At 54.2% G+C, this 17,502-nt stretch carries 15 protein-coding genes; 4 read left to right on the forward strand and 11 right to left on the reverse strand.

Features of this window, described 5'->3' with window-relative positions; genetic code table 11:
- Nucleotide 1 precedes the first annotated feature (1 nt).
- The 9 genes from rffC to trxA form a co-directional block, all read right to left on the reverse strand.
- Nucleotides 2–694, reverse strand: a complete 693-nt coding sequence (gene rffC, locus ACSZO1_RS08655; protein WP_437611526.1) for a dTDP-4-amino-4,6-dideoxy-D-galactose acyltransferase — start codon at nt 692–694, stop codon at nt 2–4.
- Complete coding sequence (rfbA, locus tag ACSZO1_RS08660) at nt 672–1,553, reverse strand: glucose-1-phosphate thymidylyltransferase RfbA (RefSeq protein WP_437611528.1); 882 nt, start codon at nt 1,551–1,553, stop codon at nt 672–674. Before rfbA ends, rffC begins: the two co-directional genes overlap by 23 nt.
- An 11-nt stretch (nt 1,554–1,564) precedes the next feature.
- Nucleotides 1,565–2,647 (reverse strand): dTDP-glucose 4,6-dehydratase, encoded by a 1,083-nt coding sequence (gene rfbB, locus ACSZO1_RS08665; RefSeq protein WP_437611530.1) that lies wholly within the window; start codon nt 2,645–2,647, stop codon nt 1,565–1,567.
- Nucleotides 2,644–3,906: a UDP-N-acetyl-D-mannosamine dehydrogenase gene (gene wecC / locus ACSZO1_RS08670; protein WP_437611532.1), complete on the reverse strand. Its 1,263-nt coding sequence runs from the start codon at nt 3,904–3,906 to the stop codon at nt 2,644–2,646. Before wecC ends, rfbB begins: the two co-directional genes overlap by 4 nt.
- On the reverse strand, nt 3,903–5,033 hold the full coding sequence (wecB, locus tag ACSZO1_RS08675; RefSeq protein ID WP_437611534.1) for a non-hydrolyzing UDP-N-acetylglucosamine 2-epimerase: 1,131 nt from the start codon (nt 5,031–5,033) through the stop codon (nt 3,903–3,905). Before wecB ends, wecC begins: the two co-directional genes overlap by 4 nt.
- 51 nt (nt 5,034–5,084) lie before the next feature.
- Nucleotides 5,085–6,137, reverse strand: a complete 1,053-nt coding sequence (gene wzzE / locus ACSZO1_RS08680; RefSeq protein WP_437611537.1) for an ECA polysaccharide chain length modulation protein — start codon at nt 6,135–6,137, stop codon at nt 5,085–5,087.
- A 22-nt stretch (nt 6,138–6,159) separates the two neighbouring features.
- Nucleotides 6,160–7,260 (reverse strand): UDP-N-acetylglucosamine--undecaprenyl-phosphate N-acetylglucosaminephosphotransferase, encoded by a 1,101-nt coding sequence (gene wecA, locus ACSZO1_RS08685; RefSeq protein WP_437611539.1) that lies wholly within the window; start codon nt 7,258–7,260, stop codon nt 6,160–6,162.
- Between the two features lie 345 nt (nt 7,261–7,605).
- Nucleotides 7,606–8,865: a transcription termination factor Rho gene (gene rho / locus ACSZO1_RS08690; RefSeq protein ID WP_437611541.1), complete on the reverse strand. Its 1,260-nt coding sequence runs from the start codon at nt 8,863–8,865 to the stop codon at nt 7,606–7,608.
- A gap of 353 nt (nt 8,866–9,218) precedes the next feature.
- Nucleotides 9,219–9,551, reverse strand: a complete 333-nt coding sequence (gene trxA / locus ACSZO1_RS08695; protein WP_437611543.1) for a thioredoxin TrxA — start codon at nt 9,549–9,551, stop codon at nt 9,219–9,221.
- Between the two features lie 116 nt (nt 9,552–9,667).
- Here trxA and rhlB point away from each other — a divergent pair, with 116 nt between their 5' ends.
- Together rhlB and gppA are read left to right on the forward strand one after the other, a co-directional pair.
- Complete coding sequence (gene rhlB, locus ACSZO1_RS08700; RefSeq protein ID WP_437611544.1) at nt 9,668–10,960, forward strand: ATP-dependent RNA helicase RhlB; 1,293 nt, start codon at nt 9,668–9,670, stop codon at nt 10,958–10,960.
- A 7-nt stretch (nt 10,961–10,967) separates the two neighbouring features.
- The gene (gene gppA / locus ACSZO1_RS08705; protein ID WP_437611546.1) at nt 10,968–12,452 is read left to right on the forward strand and encodes a guanosine-5'-triphosphate,3'-diphosphate diphosphatase; all 1,485 of its coding nucleotides are present in this window, start codon (nt 10,968–10,970) and stop codon (nt 12,450–12,452) included.
- Here the strand turns inward: gppA and rep are convergent.
- Nucleotides 12,449–14,470 carry a DNA helicase Rep gene (rep, locus tag ACSZO1_RS08710; RefSeq protein WP_437611548.1) on the reverse strand — a complete coding sequence of 674 codons (2,022 nt, stop codon included), beginning with the start codon at nt 14,468–14,470 and terminating at the stop codon, nt 12,449–12,451. The two genes, gppA and rep, sit on opposite strands and share 4 nt — an antisense overlap.
- Before the next feature lie 85 nt (nt 14,471–14,555).
- Here rep and ppiC point away from each other — a divergent pair, with 85 nt between their 5' ends.
- Nucleotides 14,556–14,837: a peptidylprolyl isomerase PpiC gene (gene ppiC, locus ACSZO1_RS08715; protein ID WP_437611550.1), complete on the forward strand. Its 282-nt coding sequence runs from the start codon at nt 14,556–14,558 to the stop codon at nt 14,835–14,837.
- A 40-nt stretch (nt 14,838–14,877) separates the two neighbouring features.
- On the opposite strand, the gene ilvC is transcribed toward ppiC, so the two are convergent.
- Complete coding sequence (ilvC, locus tag ACSZO1_RS08720; RefSeq protein WP_437611552.1) at nt 14,878–16,353, reverse strand: ketol-acid reductoisomerase; 1,476 nt, start codon at nt 16,351–16,353, stop codon at nt 14,878–14,880.
- 165 nt (nt 16,354–16,518) lie between these two features.
- On the opposite strand from ilvC, the gene ilvY reads away from it, so the two are divergent.
- A complete protein-coding gene (gene ilvY / locus ACSZO1_RS08725; protein WP_437611554.1) occupies nt 16,519–17,400 on the forward strand; it encodes an HTH-type transcriptional activator IlvY in 882 nt (293 codons plus the stop codon).
- The last annotated feature ends 102 nt before the right edge of the window (nt 17,401–17,502 follow it).

A 17,502-nucleotide genomic window follows, 5' to 3' on the forward strand; every position in this document is an offset into this window, starting at 1 on the left:
GTTACCTGTATAGCCAGTAGGCGGTGCTGTCCAGTTGCGCACCGCAGGCAAGATAGAGCCGCATCGCGGCAAGGTTACTGAGTTGGGTTGCCACATGCAGGCGTGCGATGCGCCGCGCCTGGCACCAGTCCGCCGCGGCATGCATCAGCCGCTGGCCGACACCTTTGCCACTGGCGTGCGGCAGACGCGCCAGTAAACCGATACGGGCAGCGCCATCGCCCAGTTCACGCAGTGAGACAAAACCGTCCAGCGCACCCTGCTCATCAACAGCCAGTAAACACTGATGATCAAACGTGCCACGCACGGCATTTTCAATCCACTGAGCATAAAAACGACCGCTGGCATCGGCAGGATACCAGGGTTCACGAAAACGACTCTGGACAAACAGCTGACTCGCCGCTGCGCGCAACGCGTCAATATGCTCCACACGGGCGATACGAATCCCCGTCTGGCGCTGTGTGGCCTGAATCGCCAGCGAGAAATCGGCTTCGCCTTCCACCAGCCGGAAACCCAGTGCGCTCAGCGCATCGATTTTCGCGGTCTGATGGCTGGGGACGCAGGCCTGCAGCAGATCATACTGCGCCAGCTGCGCTTCGTTTAACGACTGCGGCACGGCAAAATCCAGCCGCGCACTGTTGCGGGCGAAGAAGTGGTTTTCCCACTCCAGCGGTTTAACTGCGGCGAGAACGGGCATTCAGCAGATCCAGCAAGTATTTCCCATAACCGGTTTTCGCCAGCGTCTCACCCGCGTGGCGCACCGCGTTATCATCCAGCCAGCCGTTACGCCAGCCAATCTCTTCCAGACAGGCGACTTTAAAGCCCTGGCGTTTTTCCACGGTTTGCACAAAAGAACTGGCCTCCAGCAGGCTGTCATGGGTGCCGGTATCCAGCCAGGCAAAACCACGCCCCAGCAGCTCGACCGTCAGTTCACCGCGCTCCAGATACATCTGGTTAATCGAGGTAATTTCCAGCTCACCGCGTTCTGAGGGTTTGACCTGTTTGGCAAACTCCACAACCTGATTGTCATAGAAATAGAGCCCAGTGACGGCCCAGTCTGATCGCGGTTGCGCCGGCTTCTCTTCCAGCGACAGCGCGCGGTAGTTATCATCAAACTCCACCACGCCAAAGCGTTCCGGATCCATCACCTGGTAACCAAATATCGTCGCACCTTTGTCACGCGACGCCACACTGCGTAGTTTTGGGCTGAAAGCCTGACCAAAGAAGATATTATCGCCTAACACCAGACAGCAGCTATCATCCCCGATAAATGTTTCCGCAATGATAAAGGCTTGCGCCAGTCCATCCGGGCTCGGTTGCTCGGCATACTGTAAGCGAATGCCAAACTCCTCTCCACTCCCCAGCAAATGCTGGTACTGCGGCTTATCGTGCGGGGTGGTGATAATCATAATGTCACGGATACCCGCCAGCATAAGCACAGACAGCGGGTAATAAATCATCGGTTTATCGTAAACAGGTAATAGCTGTTTCGATACGCCACGGGTAATGGGATGCAGGCGCGTACCTGAACCACCAGCAAGAATAATGCCTTTCATTGCCGCCCCCTTTAATGGTTACCCGCGTCTGGCATCAGGCCAAGACGTTCGAGTTTATAACTGCCGTTCAATACATTCCGCCACCAGCTTTCATGCTGTAAAAACCAGCTGACCGTTTTACGCAGGCCACTGTCAAAAGTCTCCTGTGGACGCCAGCCCAGCTCGCGTTCAATCTTGCTGGCATCAATCGCATAGCGTAAATCATGGCCCGGGCGGTCGGCCACATGGGTGATTAAATCGCGATAATGCTGCACGCCCGCCGGTTTGTGCGGCGCCAGTTCTTCCAGAAGCATACACAGACTCTCAACCACCTCAATATTACGTCGCTCGTTATGGCCGCCAATATTGTAAGTTTCTCCGGGCCGCCCCTGCGTCATCACCAGATACAGTGCCCGGGCATGATCTTCCACATACAACCAGTCACGAATCTGCCCACCATTGCCATAGACCGGCAGTGGTTTACCCGCCAGCGCATTGATAATCATCAGCGGGATCAGTTTTTCCGGAAAATGGTAGGGGCCATAGTTGTTTGAGCAGTTGGTCACCACCACCGGCAGACCATAAGTACGTAACCAGGCTCGAACCAGATGATCACTGCTGGCTTTGGTCGCGGAATAAGGGCTGCTTGGCTCGTAAGGCGTATTTTCAGTAAACAGTCCATCGCTGTCATGCAGGTCACCAAACACTTCATCCGTGGATATATGGTGGAAAATAAACTGCGCTTTCTTCGCGCTATCCAGCGCCTGCCAGTAATGGCGGGTCGCTTCCAGCAGCTGGTAGGTGCCAATAATATTGGTTTCAATAAACGCCATCGAACCATCAATCGAACGGTCCACATGGCTTTCCGCCGCCAGATGCATAATGGCATCGGGCTGGTAAGCGGTAATCACACGATCCAGCGCGGTACGATCACAGATATCAACCTGCTCAAAGGCAAAACGTGGGTTGCCAGCAACCAGCGCCAGTGACGCCAGGTTACCGGCATAGGTCAGTTTATCGACCACCATCACGCTGTCTGCGGTTTCTGTCAGAATAAAACGCACCAGCGCAGAACCAATAAATCCGGCACCGCCAGTGATCAAAATGCGTTTCAACGCCACACTCCTTTGGTATCAACAACCCAGCGCTGGGTAATCTGTGCGCCGTCAATCGCTCTGAATTGTTGATGATCCACCAGCATCACCAGCACATCGGCCTGTTGCAGAGCAACATCAGCAGAAACCAGTGTGGCATGATGTGCCAGTTTTTCCGGGATTGCTGCCACATGTGGCTCCACGACCCAGGTTTCCCCGCTATGCCAGGCGGCAATATGCTGCGTGACTTCCATCGCCGGACTCTCACGCAGGTCGTCAATATTCGGTTTAAACGCCAGGCCAAAACAGGCGATTTTCAGTTCGCTGGCACGCTTATCACTGCTGGTCAGGCAGTCCGCCACCCTACGTTTTACCTGATCCAGCACCCAGAACGGTTTGCTGTCGTTCACTTCACGGGCGGTACGAATCAGTCGCGCCAGTGTCGGGTTCTGCGCCACGATAAACCAGGGATCGACAGCAATGCAGTGTCCACCGACACCCGGGCCTGGCTGCAGAATATTGACGCGCGGATGGCGGTTAGCGAGGGCAATAAGCTCCCAGACGTTGATTCCTTTCTCTGCACAAATCAGCGACAGCTCATTGGCAAAGGCAATATTGACATCGCGAAAGCTGTTTTCAGTGAGTTTGCACATCTCGGCAGTGCGCGAATTAGTCACCACACACTCGCCTTCCAGGAAAATGTTATACAGTTCCGTCGCTCGCGCCGAACAGGCCGCCGACATGCCGCCGATTACCCGATCATTTTTAATCAGCTCGACCATCACCTGCCCCGGCAGCACACGCTCCGGGCAATAGGCGATATTAATATCCGCCTGCTCCCCTGCCTGCTGCGGGAAGCTAAGATCGGGACGCACCTGTGCCAGCCAGTCAGCCATCTGCTCGGTCGCACCAACGGGGGATGTCGATTCGAGGATCACCAGGTCGCCTTTTTTCAGTACCGGCGCCAGCGACTGCGTCGCTGCCTGCACGTACGTCATATCCGGTTCATGGTCGCCTTTAAACGGCGTTGGCACAGCAATCAGAAACGCATCTGCGGCCACTAGCTGGGTTGCCGCCTGCAAAAAACCGCCTTCGACCGCCTGTCTGACAATGTTATCAAGGTCGGGTTCGACAATATGAATTTCGCCGCGGTTAATGGTTTCTACCGCATGCGGATTAATATCGATACCAATCACTTTTTTCTGGCGGGAGGCAAAAGCCGCTGCGGTTGGCAGGCCAATATAGCCGAGGCCAATAACGGAAATAGTGTTAAAACTCATAGTATTACTCTGTTATTTTTTAGTAGCTGCACAATACGATCGCAGGCCTTTCCGTCGCCATAAGGATTGTGCGCGCGACTCATCCCCTGATAAGCCACATCGTCGGTCAGCAGGCGCGTGACGGCCGAGACAATTTTTTCGGTGTCAGTACCGACCAGCTGTACCGTACCCGCGGCCACCGCTTCCGGTCGTTCAGTCGTATCACGCATCACCAGTACCGGTTTACCCAGCGAAGGCGCTTCTTCCTGGATGCCGCCAGAATCGGTCAGAATCAGCCAGCTGCGATGCATCAGCCAGACAAACGGCAGATACTCCTGCGGTTCAATCAGGTGGACATTGACAATATCTTTCAGAATGCGCTTCACCGGCTCACTGACATTCGGATTAAGGTGCACCGGATAGACAATCTGCGCATCAGGATGCAGGCGGGCGATCTCCGCCAGCGCGTGGCAGATACGCTCAAAACCACCACCAAAGCTTTCGCGGCGATGGCCAGTGACCAGGATCATCTTTTTATCCGCCTGCAGGAACGGATAACGGGCAGTCAGGCTTTCGCGTAACCCATCGTCCTGCAGAATCCGATCGCGCACCCAGAACAGGGCATCAATCACCGTATTGCCGGTGACAAAAATATGATCATCCCGCAGGTTTTCACGCAATAAGTTTTGCCGTGAATTCTCTGTAGGTGTGAAGTGTAAAGCCGCCAGATGGCCGGTCAGTTTGCGATTGGCTTCTTCCGGCCACGGTGAGAAAAGATCGCCAGTACGCAAGCCAGCTTCAACATGCCCCACCGGAATACGGTGATAAAACGCTGCCAGGCTGGCCGCCATAGTAGTGGTGGTGTCACCGTGCACCAGTACGATATCTGGTCTGAACTGCTCAAAAACCGTTTTTAATCCCTGCAAAATACGGCAGGTGATTTCGGTCAGCCCCTGTTCCGGACGCATAATATTCAGGTCATAGTCCGGCCGCAGGTCAAACAGGTGCAGCACCTGATCCAGCATCTCACGATGCTGGGCCGTGACGCACAGGCGCGACTCAATCTCAGTATCCTGAGATAAGGCGTGTACCAGCGGCGCCATTTTAATTGCTTCCGGACGCGTGCCGAAAACCGTTAATACTTTCACTGTGGCTCTCTTAATTCTTTTGCCGTTGCAGGGGATCGGGTCAGCAGGCGCTTACGCACGTGGCCGGCGCGCCAGCGCAACACCAGCACCGGTTAACGCACCAACAGCACCCCACATAATCATTAACAACAGGCGGCGCGGGCTGTCGCGTTTTACCGGCTCCTCCGGTGTGCGGAGATAACGGTAAGTCTGGAATTTGGCGTCGAGTGTCGGCCCGACATTCAGCGTCGCCAGCATTGCTCTGTTCTGATCATAGTCCAGATCGTAGCCAGGACCGGTGACCTGCAAATTCTCCAGACGAGCCTGCAGCATCGGACGACCCAGCAGGAAAAGTTCGGAGTCAGGGAGTTGTTCAGAAGGCGTGGTGGTTCTTACCTGGTCAATCCCTTGCTGCTGTGCGATCTTCAGTGCCTGCTGCACCGCGTTGAGCTGGCGCTCATAGATCGCTTTCGCCACGGCTTCCTGGCGCTTAATCTGCGCCTTAAGCTGGATAGTGCGTGCAGCCCAGGCGCCATGCAGCTCTTCGTTAAGGTGACGTGCGGCGCGCTGGCTGGCGAACGCCACATACTGGCGCAGCAAATTATTAGCATCGGCGGCACTTTCCGCGACCAGCCTGACACTATCGTTGGTCTTTTTCAGCGTATCCGCGGCGGTGAACTGGATATTATTGACCATCTCGTCCAGCAGTGCGGCATCGCTTTTGACATTGCCAGTCTTACGATTTTTGTAATAGTCGGTCTGCAGCCAGAAATCGCGGCGCGTGTCCCAGGCGGACAGCTGCATCACAAACTCCTGATAGGCATCGTCCATTACCGTCGGCTGTGGCGTTATCGCCATCGCATTGGTGCGTACATCCAGGTTACGCAAAAACTGTTGCTGCGAGTAAAAACCGCCCAGCATATTGACGGTAGGGCGATCGGTAATCGCCGTAGTGCTCCACTCCTGCCTGACCAGCAGTGACCAGATCAACGCAATAACGGCAAACAGGAACGCCAGTCCTGCAATCCATAACTTACCCCGCCACAGAGTGCAGCACAGGCCGCGAATATCCAGTTCATTATCCATCGAGGCTGAGCGTGAGGTTGATTCAGGTTCAGTTTTCATGGCGTCCCTAATGTCGTGATCTTTACAAAAGATGTTTGCTGGTATTGGCATGGCGGCGCATCCTGCGTTTCATTCGTTTAATGAAACGCGCCACTTTCCAGGCTCGTTTAATGCAATAGCCGTACAACATAAACGCTAGCAAAAATAATGCCAACATTACCCATTCAGGGATAACGTTAAGATACTCTCCCAACACTCCGATCGCAGCCAGTAACACTGCAGCTAAAGTAATCAGGACAAAAGCCTGGCGTGAGCTAAATCCCGCACGCATGATCAGATGATGGATATGCTGGCGATCTGCCGAGAAAGGGCTCATGCCTTTACGCAGGCGACGGTACATAATCGCCACCATATCCATTAATGGAATTGCAATCAGCCATAGCGCAGTCACCGGGGTAATAGGGTGGGTCTGCCCCTGAGTGGTTTCGAGTAACACCCAAATGATGGTGAAGCCAATCAGCGTACTACCAGCATCGCCCATAAAGACTTTGTAACGACGACCAAAAAAACCGAGGTTGAGTAAGATATAGGGAACGATCGCGGCAATCATCGCAAAGCACCACATCGCCAGGCTGAGTTGCCCGTCAAAATAGAGGATAATCCCCATAGCGCCAAAAGTGACGCAGGAAAGCCCCCCGAGCAGGCCATCGATACCATCCACCATATTAAAGGCATTAATCGCCGCCCATACAGCGAACAGCGTTAGCACATAACCAAAGGGTCCAACGACCAGTTCCCAGGAACCAAAGAGATGACCCAGGCTGAGCAGGTAGAGTTTACCGTAATACATCATGACGACCGCAATCAGCGCCTGCACGACAGCACGTAACTTAACGCTAATATCAAAACGGTCATCGAGTGCTCCTACGAGCACCAGGACACCAGCACATCCCAGATACAACAAGGCATGCGGGATATAGTAATTAGTGATCCAAAAGGTAAAGCAGATCCCTGCATAAACTGAGACCCCACCAACAAGCGGAATCACCCCCTGATGGCGCTTACGGTAGTTGGGTTTGTCCACTAATCCAATTTTTTTCGCAACCTTACGGGCAAAAAAAAGAAAAGTCAGCGAAAACAAAAAGATTGAAGCAAACTCAGTACTCATCGTGAGTAAATTCACATTGACAGCTCTCTGCAAAGAATCTTCGTTTTATCGTGCATTTTTGATGCCAGATATCAGTCTGATTCTGAAATTCTGTAATGGCGCATGACATCACAATCTGACTGTCATCCTGACCATCTGTGCATAACTTTTAACCACTGTGCTTTGTCCGTTAATCCCGATTCGAGTTCATTCACCAGCGGTGAAAACGGGAAAAAGTATGCGACGCCGGAGACGAAAGGGAAAAATGCGCCTTATTGTTGACCTTTTTTCTCCCAGACCAACGTCAGCCGCCATATCCTATAGCCCATAAACGAAAAACGCCACGTCTGAGCGTGGCGTTTGCGTCGGATTACGACTTTTTTATGAACGCTTCATCATATCGAAGAATTCATCATTGGTTTTGGTCATCGCCAGCTTATTGATCAGGAACTCCATCGCATCAATCTCGCCCATTGGGTGAATGATTTTGCGCAGGATCCACATCTTCTGCAGCTCTTCCGATGAAGTCAGCAGCTCTTCTTTACGGGTACCAGAGCGGTTGTAGTCAATCGCCGGGAAGACACGTTTTTCGGCGATCTTACGTGCAAGGTGCAGCTCCATGTTACCGGTGCCTTTAAACTCTTCGTAGATCACTTCATCCATCTTCGAACCGGTATCAACCAGTGCGGTAGCGATAATGGTCAGGCTACCGCCCTCTTCCACGTTACGCGCAGCACCGAAGAAACGTTTCGGGCGATGCAGGGCGTTCGCATCCACACCACCGGTCAGCACTTTACCGGACGCCGGCACCACGGTGTTGTACGCACGCGCCAGACGAGTGATGGAGTCGAGCAGAATGATGACATCTTTCTTGTGTTCGACCAGACGCTTCGCCTTCTCGATCACCATTTCCGCGACCTGAACGTGACGTGAGGCGGGCTCATCAAAGGTAGAAGCAACCACTTCACCTTTCACCAGACGCTGCATCTCGGTCACTTCTTCCGGACGTTCGTCAATCAGCAGCACCATCAGCACACAATCCGGGTGATTGTAGGCAATGCTCTGCGCGATATTCTGCAGCAGCATGGTTTTACCCGCTTTTGGCGGTGCCACAATCAGACCACGCTGACCACGACCGATTGGCGAAGCCAGGTCGAGCACGCGTGCGGTCAGGTCTTCGGTAGAACCGTTACCACGCTCCATGCGCAGACGGGAATTCGCGTGCAGCGGCGTTAAGTTTTCAAACAGAATCTTGCTACGCGCGTTTTCTGGCTTGTCGTAGTTAACCTCGTTGACCTTCAGCAGTGCAAAGTAACGCTCGCCCTCTTTTGGCGGACGGATTTTGCCTGAAATGGTGTCACCTGTGCGGAGGTTAAAACGGCGGATTTGGCTGGGAGAAACATAGATATCGTCGGGACCGGCGAGGTAGGAGCTGTCTGCTGAGCGGAGGAAACCAAATCCGTCCTGCAATATCTCCAACACGCCATCGCCGAAGATATCTTCGCCACTTTTTGCATGTTGCTTGAGGATGGCGAAAATAATGTCCTGTTTGCGCATACGCGCCAGGTTTTCCAGCCCCATATTTTCGCCGAGAGTAATCAGCTCAGAAACCGGCGTATTTTTTAATTCGGTAAGATTCATAATGGTGGGTTCTTAAACTCGGGGTAAATCTCGAAATGTTTGTCGTGAATAAGTATGGCAATAACGTCCATGCCCGTTTAATGGCACTGTTTCCGTTGTCCACTCGGCGATCCGTGCAGGAATATGCAGATCTGAAAACGAGGAGACGGTTGGAACGTGATGCCGGAAATATGTGATGCTAACCGTCAGATTGCTGAATGCTGGTTACAGCGTCATCAGTATTCAACAAGGGAAAATCTAAGATTCAAACGACCAGGTAAGTTCGTAATGCAGTAAAAGTAACTTAGCACGCTTAAAGGCGGGCGTCCAGCGGTCTGCAAAAAATTAAGAAGACCGCCAGCGCCGGACCGGGATTAGCCCAGATTCGCGTTCAGGAAGTCTTTCAGCTGACCCTTAGACAGTGCGCCCACTTTGGTCGCCGCCACTTCGCCGTTTTTGAACAGCAGCAGGGTCGGGATACCACGAATACCGTACTTAGGCGCGGTGCCTGGGTTTTCGTCGATATTCAGTTTGGCGATGGTCAGCTTACCGTCATACTCTTCGGCTACTTCATCCAGAATCGGTGCAATCATTTTGCAGGGGCCACACCACTCTGCCCAGAAATCCACCAGTGTTAAACCTTCGGCTTTCAGTACGTCGGTTTCGAAGCTGTCATCGGTCAGGTGAACAATTTTTTCGCTGCTCATGTCTTACTCCACAAGATTATGCCTGGCTGGTTGGCTAAAATTTGCCAACTTAGGTTGACTTTATTTCACCGGATACGCTTTCGTAAAGCAATAGGAAGCTGATATTCTACCACACTATGAGCAAAACACACTTAACCGAACAGAAGTTTTCCGACTTCGCCCTGCACCCTCAGGTGATTGAAGCCCTTGAAAAGAAAGGGTTTCATAATTGCACGCCTATCCAGGCGCTGGCATTGCCTTTTACGCTCGATGGGCGTGATGTTGCGGGTCAGGCGCAAACCGGTACCGGCAAAACGATGGCGTTTCTGACGTCAACGTTTCATCATCTTCTTTCTCACCCGGCGGCAGAAGGCCGTCAGGTGAACCAACCGCGCGCGCTGATTATGGCACCAACGCGCGAGCTGGCGGTGCAGATCCATGCTGATGCCGAGCCATTAGCACAGGCTACTGGCCTGAAGCTGGGTCTGGCGTACGGCGGCGACGGCTACGATAAACAGCTGAAAGTGCTGGAGAGCGGCGTAGACATTCTGATCGGCACCACCGGTCGCTTAATCGACTACGCAAAACAAAACCACATTAACCTTGGCGCGATTCAGGTCGTCGTGCTGGATGAAGCCGACCGTATGTTCGACCTCGGCTTTATTAAAGATATCCGCTGGTTATTCCGCCGTATGCCGGCCAGCAACCAGCGTCTGAATATGCTGTTCTCCGCCACCCTTTCTTACCGGGTGCGTGAACTGGCGTTCGAACATATGAACAACGCCGAGTATGTGGAAGTGGAACCGGAACAGAAAACCGGCCACCGCATTAAAGAAGAGCTGTTCTATCCGTCTAACGAAGAAAAAATGCGTTTACTGCAAACGCTGCTGGAAGAAGAGTGGCCGGATCGCGCGATTGTCTTCGCCAACACCAAGCATCGCTGTGAAGATGTCTGGGGTCACCTGGCGGCGGACGGTCATCGTGTCGGCCTGCTGACAGGCGATGTCGCGCAGAAGAAGCGCCTGCGTATTCTCGAAGACTTCACTAAAGGCGACGTGGATATTCTGGTGGCAACCGACGTTGCGGCGCGCGGCCTGCATATTCCGGCAGTGACTCACGTCTTCAACTACGACCTGCCAGATGATTGTGAAGACTATGTGCACCGTATTGGCCGTACCGGCCGCGCGGGCGCCAGTGGTCACTCCATCACGCTGGCCTGCGAAGAGTACGCGCTGAATCTGCCAGCCATTGAAGAGTATATTGGTCACCAGATCCCGGTGAGCAAATATAACAGCGATGCGCTGATGAACGATCTGCCGCCGCCGAAACGTTTAACCCGTAACCGTTCAGGCAACGGTCCACGCCGGGGTGGTAACAATAACCGCCGTAGCGGTGCGCCACGTAATAACAACCGTAAACGTCCGGGTTAAGTTTGCCATGCTAAGCGCGTCGTCCCTCTATGCTGCGATAGATCTTGGTTCGAACAGTTTTCATATGCTGGTGGTGCGTGAGGTGGCGGGAACGATTCAGACCGTCGCCCGTATCAAACGCAAGGTCCGCCTCGCGGCGGGTCTTGGCCCCGATAACCAGCTGTCGGAAGAGGCGATGGTGCGCGGCTGGCAATGCTTACGGCTGTTTTCTGAGCAGCTGCAGGACATCCCATCGGCGCAAATCCGCGTCGTCGCTACCGCCACACTGCGTCTGGCGACCAACGCAGACATCTTTCTGCACACCGCCGGAGACATTCTTGGCTGCCCGGTGAACGTGATTAGCGGTGAAGAAGAAGCACGGCTGATTTATCAGGGCGTGGCGCATACTACCGGCGGTTCTGATAAACGCTTAGTCGTTGATATCGGCGGTGGCAGCACCGAACTGGTGACGGGCAGCGGCGCAGATGCGACGGCGTTGTTCAGCCTGTCGATGGGCTGTGTCACCTGGCTGGAACGCTATTTTACTGACCGTCATCTGGGCAAAGACAATTTCGCTCAGGCGGAAGCCGCAGCACGCGCTATGATCCAGCCTGTTGCTGCGCAGCTGCGCGCACAGGGCTGGCAAATCTGCGTCGGCGCTTCCGGCACCGTGCAGGCGCTGCAGGAAATTATGGTGGCGCAGGGGATGGACGAACGCATCACCCTGAATAAGCTGCAGCAGCTTAAACAGCGCGCCATTCAGTGTGGCAAGCTGGAAGAACTGGAGATTGAAGGACTGACGCTGGAACGTGCACTGGTTTTCCCCAGCGGCCTGTCGATTTTGATCGCCATTTTCCAGGAACTGAATATCGAAAGCATGATGCTGGCCGGCGGCGCACTACGCGAAGGTCTGGTGTATGGCATGCTGCAGCTGCCGATTGATCGCGATATTCGTAACCGCACCCTGCAAAATATCCAGCGTCGTTTTACCATTGATACTGAGCAGGCTGAACGGGTACGTCAGCTGGCGGAGAGTTTTGCCCGTCAGGTGAGCCTGAACTGGAAGCTGGATGAGCGATGTCGTGAACTGCTGGAAAGCGCCAGTCTGATCCATGAAATTGGCCTGAGTGTCGATTTCAAACAGGCGCCGCAACACGCTGCCTATCTTGTTCGCCATCTTGACCTGCTAGGTTTTACCCCCGCCCAGAAAAAACTGCTGGCAACATTGCTGCAAAATCAGAGTAACGGTATCGATCTGTCGCTATTAAGCCAGCAAAATGCCGTGCCGCCACGTATGGCGGAACGCATGTGCCGTCTGCTGCGTTTAGCGATTATTTTTGCCAGCCGTCGCCGCGACGATACTCTGCCGGCGGTGCGTCTGCATGCCGATGACGACACGCTGCATCTGACACTGCCTGCTGGCTGGCTGGAAGCGCACCCTTTGCGCGCCGAGCTGCTGGAGCAGGAGAGCCACTGGCAGAGTTACGTCCACTGGCCGCTGACCATCAGCTAACTTTTCTTCGCTTTATCGAGCATAGCGCGCAAACCGGCGACCCGACTCTGGCCGGTTTGCATGCGCTCCTGCGCGCTGACCACTTTGCGCTCCGTCTCCCAGTTCAGATCGTCCTGCGGTAGCTCCAGCAGGAAACGGCTGGGTTCCGGCCGCACCAGTTCACCATACTGGCGGCGCTCACGGCACAGGGTAAAAGTCAGCTCTTTTTGCGCCCGGGTGATGCCAACATAGGCCAGACGGCGCTCTTCCTCGATATTATCTTCATCGATACTGCTCTGGTGCGGCAGCAGTCCCTCTTCCATGCCGACCAGGTAAACATACGGGAATTCCAGCCCTTTCGAGGCGTGCAGCGTCATCAGCTGCACCTGATCCAGCTCTTCGTCACTCTCCCCGCGCTCCATCATATCGCGCAGGGTAAAGCGCGTGACCACCTGGGTTAAGGTCATCGGCTCATCAATATCGCTGCCTTCCAGCATTTCCGTCATCCACTGGAACAGGGTATTGACGTTTTTCATGCGCATTTCGGCCGCTTTCGGACTGGCCGAGGTTTCAAACAGCCAGCTCTCATAGTCGATACCGCGGATCAGATCGCGTACCGCCGCCACCGGCTCACGCTCTGCCAGCTGGGCAATCTCCTGCAGCCAGTGGGTGAAGCGCTGCAACGACTCCAGTCCGCGCCCACTTAAGCTCTGGCTGAGTCCCATATCAAAGCTGGCGCTAAACAGGCTTTTATTGCGCAGCATCGCCCACTCGCCCAGCTTTTGCAGTGTCGCCGAACCGATTTCTCGGCGCGGGGTGTTCACAATACGCAGGAACGCGCTGTCATCATCAGCATTGGTCAGTATGCGCAGATACGCGAGTAAGTCCTTGATCTCCGGGCGCGAGAAAAACGACGTGCCGCCGGAAATCCGGTAGGGAATACGGTTCTGCATCAGCATCTTTTCAAACACGCGTGACTGATGATTACCGCGATAAAGAATGGCGTAATCCTTGTACTGGGTTTTATTAATAAAGTGGTGGGCGATCAGTTCTCCCGTCACGCGTTCGGCCTCATGCTCTTCATGATTGGCCGTCACCACTTTCAGTTCGGCACCATAACCCAGCTCGGAAAACAGGCGCTTTTCAAACACATGTGGATTGTTGGCGATCAGAATATTGGCGGCTTTCAGAATACGTTCCGTGGAACGGTAGTTCTGCTCCAGTTTGATCACCTGCAGGGCCGGGAAATCCTCTTTCAGCAACACGAGATTCTGCGGCCGCGCCCCACGCCATGAGTAAATCGACTGATCATCATCGCCCACCACGGTAAAACGTGCGCGATTGCCCACCAGCAGTTTCACCAGCTCATACTGGCTGGTGTTGGTATCCTGGTATTCATCCACCAGCAGGTAGCGGATGCGCTGCTGCCAGCGTTCACGCACCTCTTCATTGCGTTGCAGCAACAGGGTTGGCAGCAGGATCAGATCGTCAAAATCCAGCACGTTGCAGGACTTTAAATGGCGATCGTACAGGCCATAACAGTGGGCAAAGATCTGATCGCGCTCACTGCGCGATCGCGCCGCCGCGCCGGAAGGATCCACCAGATCGTTTTTCCAGTTGGAGATCGTGGAAATCAGCTGCTGCAGCAGATTTTTATCATTCTCCAGCCACTGCTCGGTGAGATCTTTCAGCAGCGCCAGCTGGTCCTGATCGTCAAACAGTGAAAAATTGGATTTCATCCCCAGCGCGGCGTATTCGCGTTTAATAATTTCCAGTCCCAGAGTATGGAACGTGGAGATCATCAGCCCGCGCGCCTCTTTACGCCCCAGCGTCTGCGCCACACGCTCTTTCATTTCGCGCGATGCTTTGTTGGTAAAGGTCACCGCAGCGATATGGCGAGCCTGGTAGCCGCACTCGCGGATCAGATGGGCGATTTTATTGGTAATAACACGTGTCTTGCCGGAACCTGCCCCCGCCAGTACCAGACAGGGTCCGGTCACATATTCTACTGCTTGTTGCTGGCCGGGGTTCATACGCATAGGAAAAGTCACTCAATGAAATCGCGGGGGGAAATAATAGCGTGGTAGTATAGCGAGCTGAAATACATTCACTCAAGGCACGATCATGGCAAAAACCGCGGCAGCATTGCATATCCTTGTTAAGGAAGAAAAACAGGCGCTGGATATCCTCGAACAGCTGAAAAACGGCGGCGACTTCGAGAAGCTGGCGAAGAAGCACTCCACCTGCCCGTCAGGCAAAAAAGGCGGTCATCTGGGCGAATTCAAACAGGGCGCGATGGTGCCAGCATTCGATAAAGTGGTGTTCTCCTGTCCATTGCTGGGGCCTTACGGCCCGCTGCATACGCAGTTCGGTTACCACATCATTAAGGTACTGTACCGCAATTAAAAAAGGCGCCTGAGGGCGCCTTTTTATTCTCAGCGAGGGATTAACCCGCTACCGCGATACGTTTCATATCAGTCATATAGCCACGCAGTTTGCGGCCAACGGCTTCGATTGAGTGGTTACGAATCGCTTCGTTAACATCACGCAGCTGCGCGTTGTCCACCTGGGTCGCCGCAACCGGTTTGCCCAGATCGCCCGCCTGCAGGGTAGTCATAAACTCTTTCAGTAACGGCACTGCCGCGTAAGAGAACAGGTAGTTACCGTACTCTGCGGTATCGGAGATCACCACGTTCATTTCATACAGACGCTTACGTGCAATGGTGTTCGCAATCAGCGGCAGCTCGTGCAGTGATTCGTAGTAAGCAGACTCTTCGATGATGCCCGCATCCACCATGGTTTCGAATGCCAGCTCAACACCCGCTTTCACCATCGCAACCATCAGCACACCGTTATCGAAGTATTCCTGCTCAGCAATTTTGCCTTCGAACTGTGGTGCGTTTTCGAACGCGGTTTTACCGGTCTCTTCACGCCAGCCCAGCAGGTTTTTGTCGTCGTTCGCCCAGTCAGCCATCATGCCGGAAGAGAATTCGCCGGAGATGATATCGTCCATATGTTTCTGGAACAGCGGCGCCATGATCTCTTTCAGCTGCTCAGACAGCGCGTAAGCACGCAGTTTCGCCGGGTTAGACAGGCGATCCATCATCAGGGTGATACCGCCCTGCTTCAGCGCTTCGGTGATGGTTTCCCAGCCGAACTGAATCAGTTTTTCTGCATAAGCGGCATCGGTGCCTTCAGCCACCAGCTTGTCGAAGCACAGCAGAGAACCAGCCTGCAGCATACCGCACAGGATGGTCTGCTCGCCCATCAGGTCTGATTTCACTTCTGCCACGAAAGAGGATTCCAGTACGCCTGCACGGTCACCACCGGTTGCTGACGCCCAGGCTTTGGCAATCGCCATACCTTCGCCTTTTGGATCGTTTTCCGGGTGTACCGCGATCAGGGTCGGCACGCCGAAACCACGCTTGTACTCTTCGCGAACTTCAGTACCCGGGCACTTCGGCGCAACCATCACTACGGTGATGTCTTTACGCACCTGCTCACCCACTTCAACGATGTTGAAGCCGTGAGAGTAACCCAGCGCCGCGCCATCTTTCATCAGCGGCTGTACGGCCTGCACCACAGCAGAGTGCTGCTTGTCTGGCGTCAGGTTCATCACCAGATCCGCCTGCGGGATCAGCTCTTCGTAAGTACCCACTTTGAAACCGTTTTCGGTCGCTTTACGCCATGATGCGCGTTTTTCGGCAATGGCTTCGGCACGCAGTGCGTAAGCGATGTCCAGACCGGAGTCACGCATGTTCAGACCCTGGTTCAGGCCCTGCGCACCACAGCCGACGATGACAACTTTTTTGCCTTTCAGGTAGCTTGCGCCATCCGCAAACTCGTCACGCGCCATAAAACGACATTTACCGATCTGCGCTAACTGGTTGCGCAGGTTCAAAGTATTGAAATAGTTAGCCATGGGTACTCCGTTCGATGTTGTGTTGGCATTTGTTCTGGAGGCAAGGCGGTGATTTGCGTTGCCGTTAATTGTCCCCATCATATGACAGGAAATGTGTTGCTTAAATTGATATATTAACAACGTGACATTGCAAGAACTGCAACGTAAAAACGAGGCCCGCATCGCATGGATTTACGTGACCTGAAACTGTTTCTCCACCTGGCGGAAAGCCGCCATTTTGGCCGTACTGCGCGCGCCATGCATGTCAGCCCGTCGACGCTGTCACGGCAAATCCAGCGGCTGGAAGAGGATCTCGGCCAAGCGCTGTTTCTGCGCGATAACCGTACCGTCTCCCTCACTGACGCGGGTGAGCGTCTGCGCCAGTTTGCTCAGCATACCCTGCTGCAGTATCAGCAGATGCGCCACGCCATCGACCAGAACGGGCCGTCGCTGAGCGGGGAACTGCATCTGTTTTGCTCGGTCACCGCGGCTTACAGCCATTTGCCGCCGATTCTCGACCGCTTCCGCGCAGAACATCCGCAGGTGGAGATCAAACTGACCACCGGCGATGCCGCCGACGCGGTAGAGAAAGTACAGTCCAGTGAAGCCGATCTTGCCATCGCCGGACGACCAGAAACCTTACCCGCCAGCATTGATTTCACCACCCTTGGTATGATTCAGCTGGTGATGATTGCGCCAGCGCTCGCCTGTCCGGCACGTGTGCAGACAACCCAGCCGGAACCTGACTGGTCGCAAATCCCGTTTATTCTGCCGGAGCAGGGGCCAGCACGACGACGCATTGACCTGTGGTTCCGTCGCCACCGCATCGCTAACCCGCTGATTTACGCTACCGTTTCCGGTCACGAAGCAATGGTATCGATGGTCGCGCTCGGCTGCGGCATTGCTCTGCTGCCGGATGTGGTACTGGAAAACAGCCCGGAGCCAGTGCGCAACCGGGTACTGGTGCTGGAAAATCTTGATCTGGGAGCGCCGTTTGATCTCGGCGTGTGTGTGCAGAAAAAACGGCTCAACGAGCCGCTGATTGATGCGTTCTGGAGCCTGCTGTAACCCCTAATCCCCCACCCTCACGATGTGTACGGTCCGGGGACACAGTGAACACTTGTTCGGGGACATGGTAGACACTTACAACTAAGGCATAAGAACCCGTTT

The sequence above is a fragment of the Erwinia sp. V71 genome (assembly GCF_965644245.1).
Lineage (GTDB): Bacteria > Pseudomonadota > Gammaproteobacteria > Enterobacterales > Enterobacteriaceae > Erwinia.

What these genes read in the sequence shown, in the direction of transcription:
- rffC (WP_437611526.1), bottom strand. Translation starts at nt 694, where the DNA reads ATGCCCGTTCTCGCCGCAGTTAAACCGCTGGAGTGGGAAAACCACTTC.
- rfbA (WP_437611528.1), bottom strand. Translation starts at nt 1,553, where the DNA reads ATGAAAGGCATTATTCTTGCTGGTGGTTCAGGTACGCGCCTGCATCCC.
- wecC (WP_437611532.1), bottom strand. Translation starts at nt 3,906, where the DNA reads ATGAGTTTTAACACTATTTCCGTTATTGGCCTCGGCTATATTGGCCTG.
- wzzE (WP_437611537.1), bottom strand. Translation starts at nt 6,137, where the DNA reads ATGAAAACTGAACCTGAATCAACCTCACGCTCAGCCTCGATGGATAAT.
- rho (WP_437611541.1), bottom strand. Translation starts at nt 8,865, where the DNA reads ATGAATCTTACCGAATTAAAAAATACGCCGGTTTCTGAGCTGATTACT.
- trxA (WP_437611543.1), bottom strand. Translation starts at nt 9,551, where the DNA reads ATGAGCAGCGAAAAAATTGTTCACCTGACCGATGACAGCTTCGAAACC.
- rhlB (WP_437611544.1), top strand. Translation starts at nt 9,668, where the DNA reads ATGAGCAAAACACACTTAACCGAACAGAAGTTTTCCGACTTCGCCCTG.
- gppA (WP_437611546.1), top strand. Translation starts at nt 10,968, where the DNA reads ATGCTAAGCGCGTCGTCCCTCTATGCTGCGATAGATCTTGGTTCGAAC.
- rep (WP_437611548.1), bottom strand. Translation starts at nt 14,470, where the DNA reads ATGCGTATGAACCCCGGCCAGCAACAAGCAGTAGAATATGTGACCGGA.
- ppiC (WP_437611550.1), top strand. Translation starts at nt 14,556, where the DNA reads ATGGCAAAAACCGCGGCAGCATTGCATATCCTTGTTAAGGAAGAAAAA.
- ilvC (WP_437611552.1), bottom strand. Translation starts at nt 16,353, where the DNA reads ATGGCTAACTATTTCAATACTTTGAACCTGCGCAACCAGTTAGCGCAG.
- ilvY (WP_437611554.1), top strand. Translation starts at nt 16,519, where the DNA reads ATGGATTTACGTGACCTGAAACTGTTTCTCCACCTGGCGGAAAGCCGC.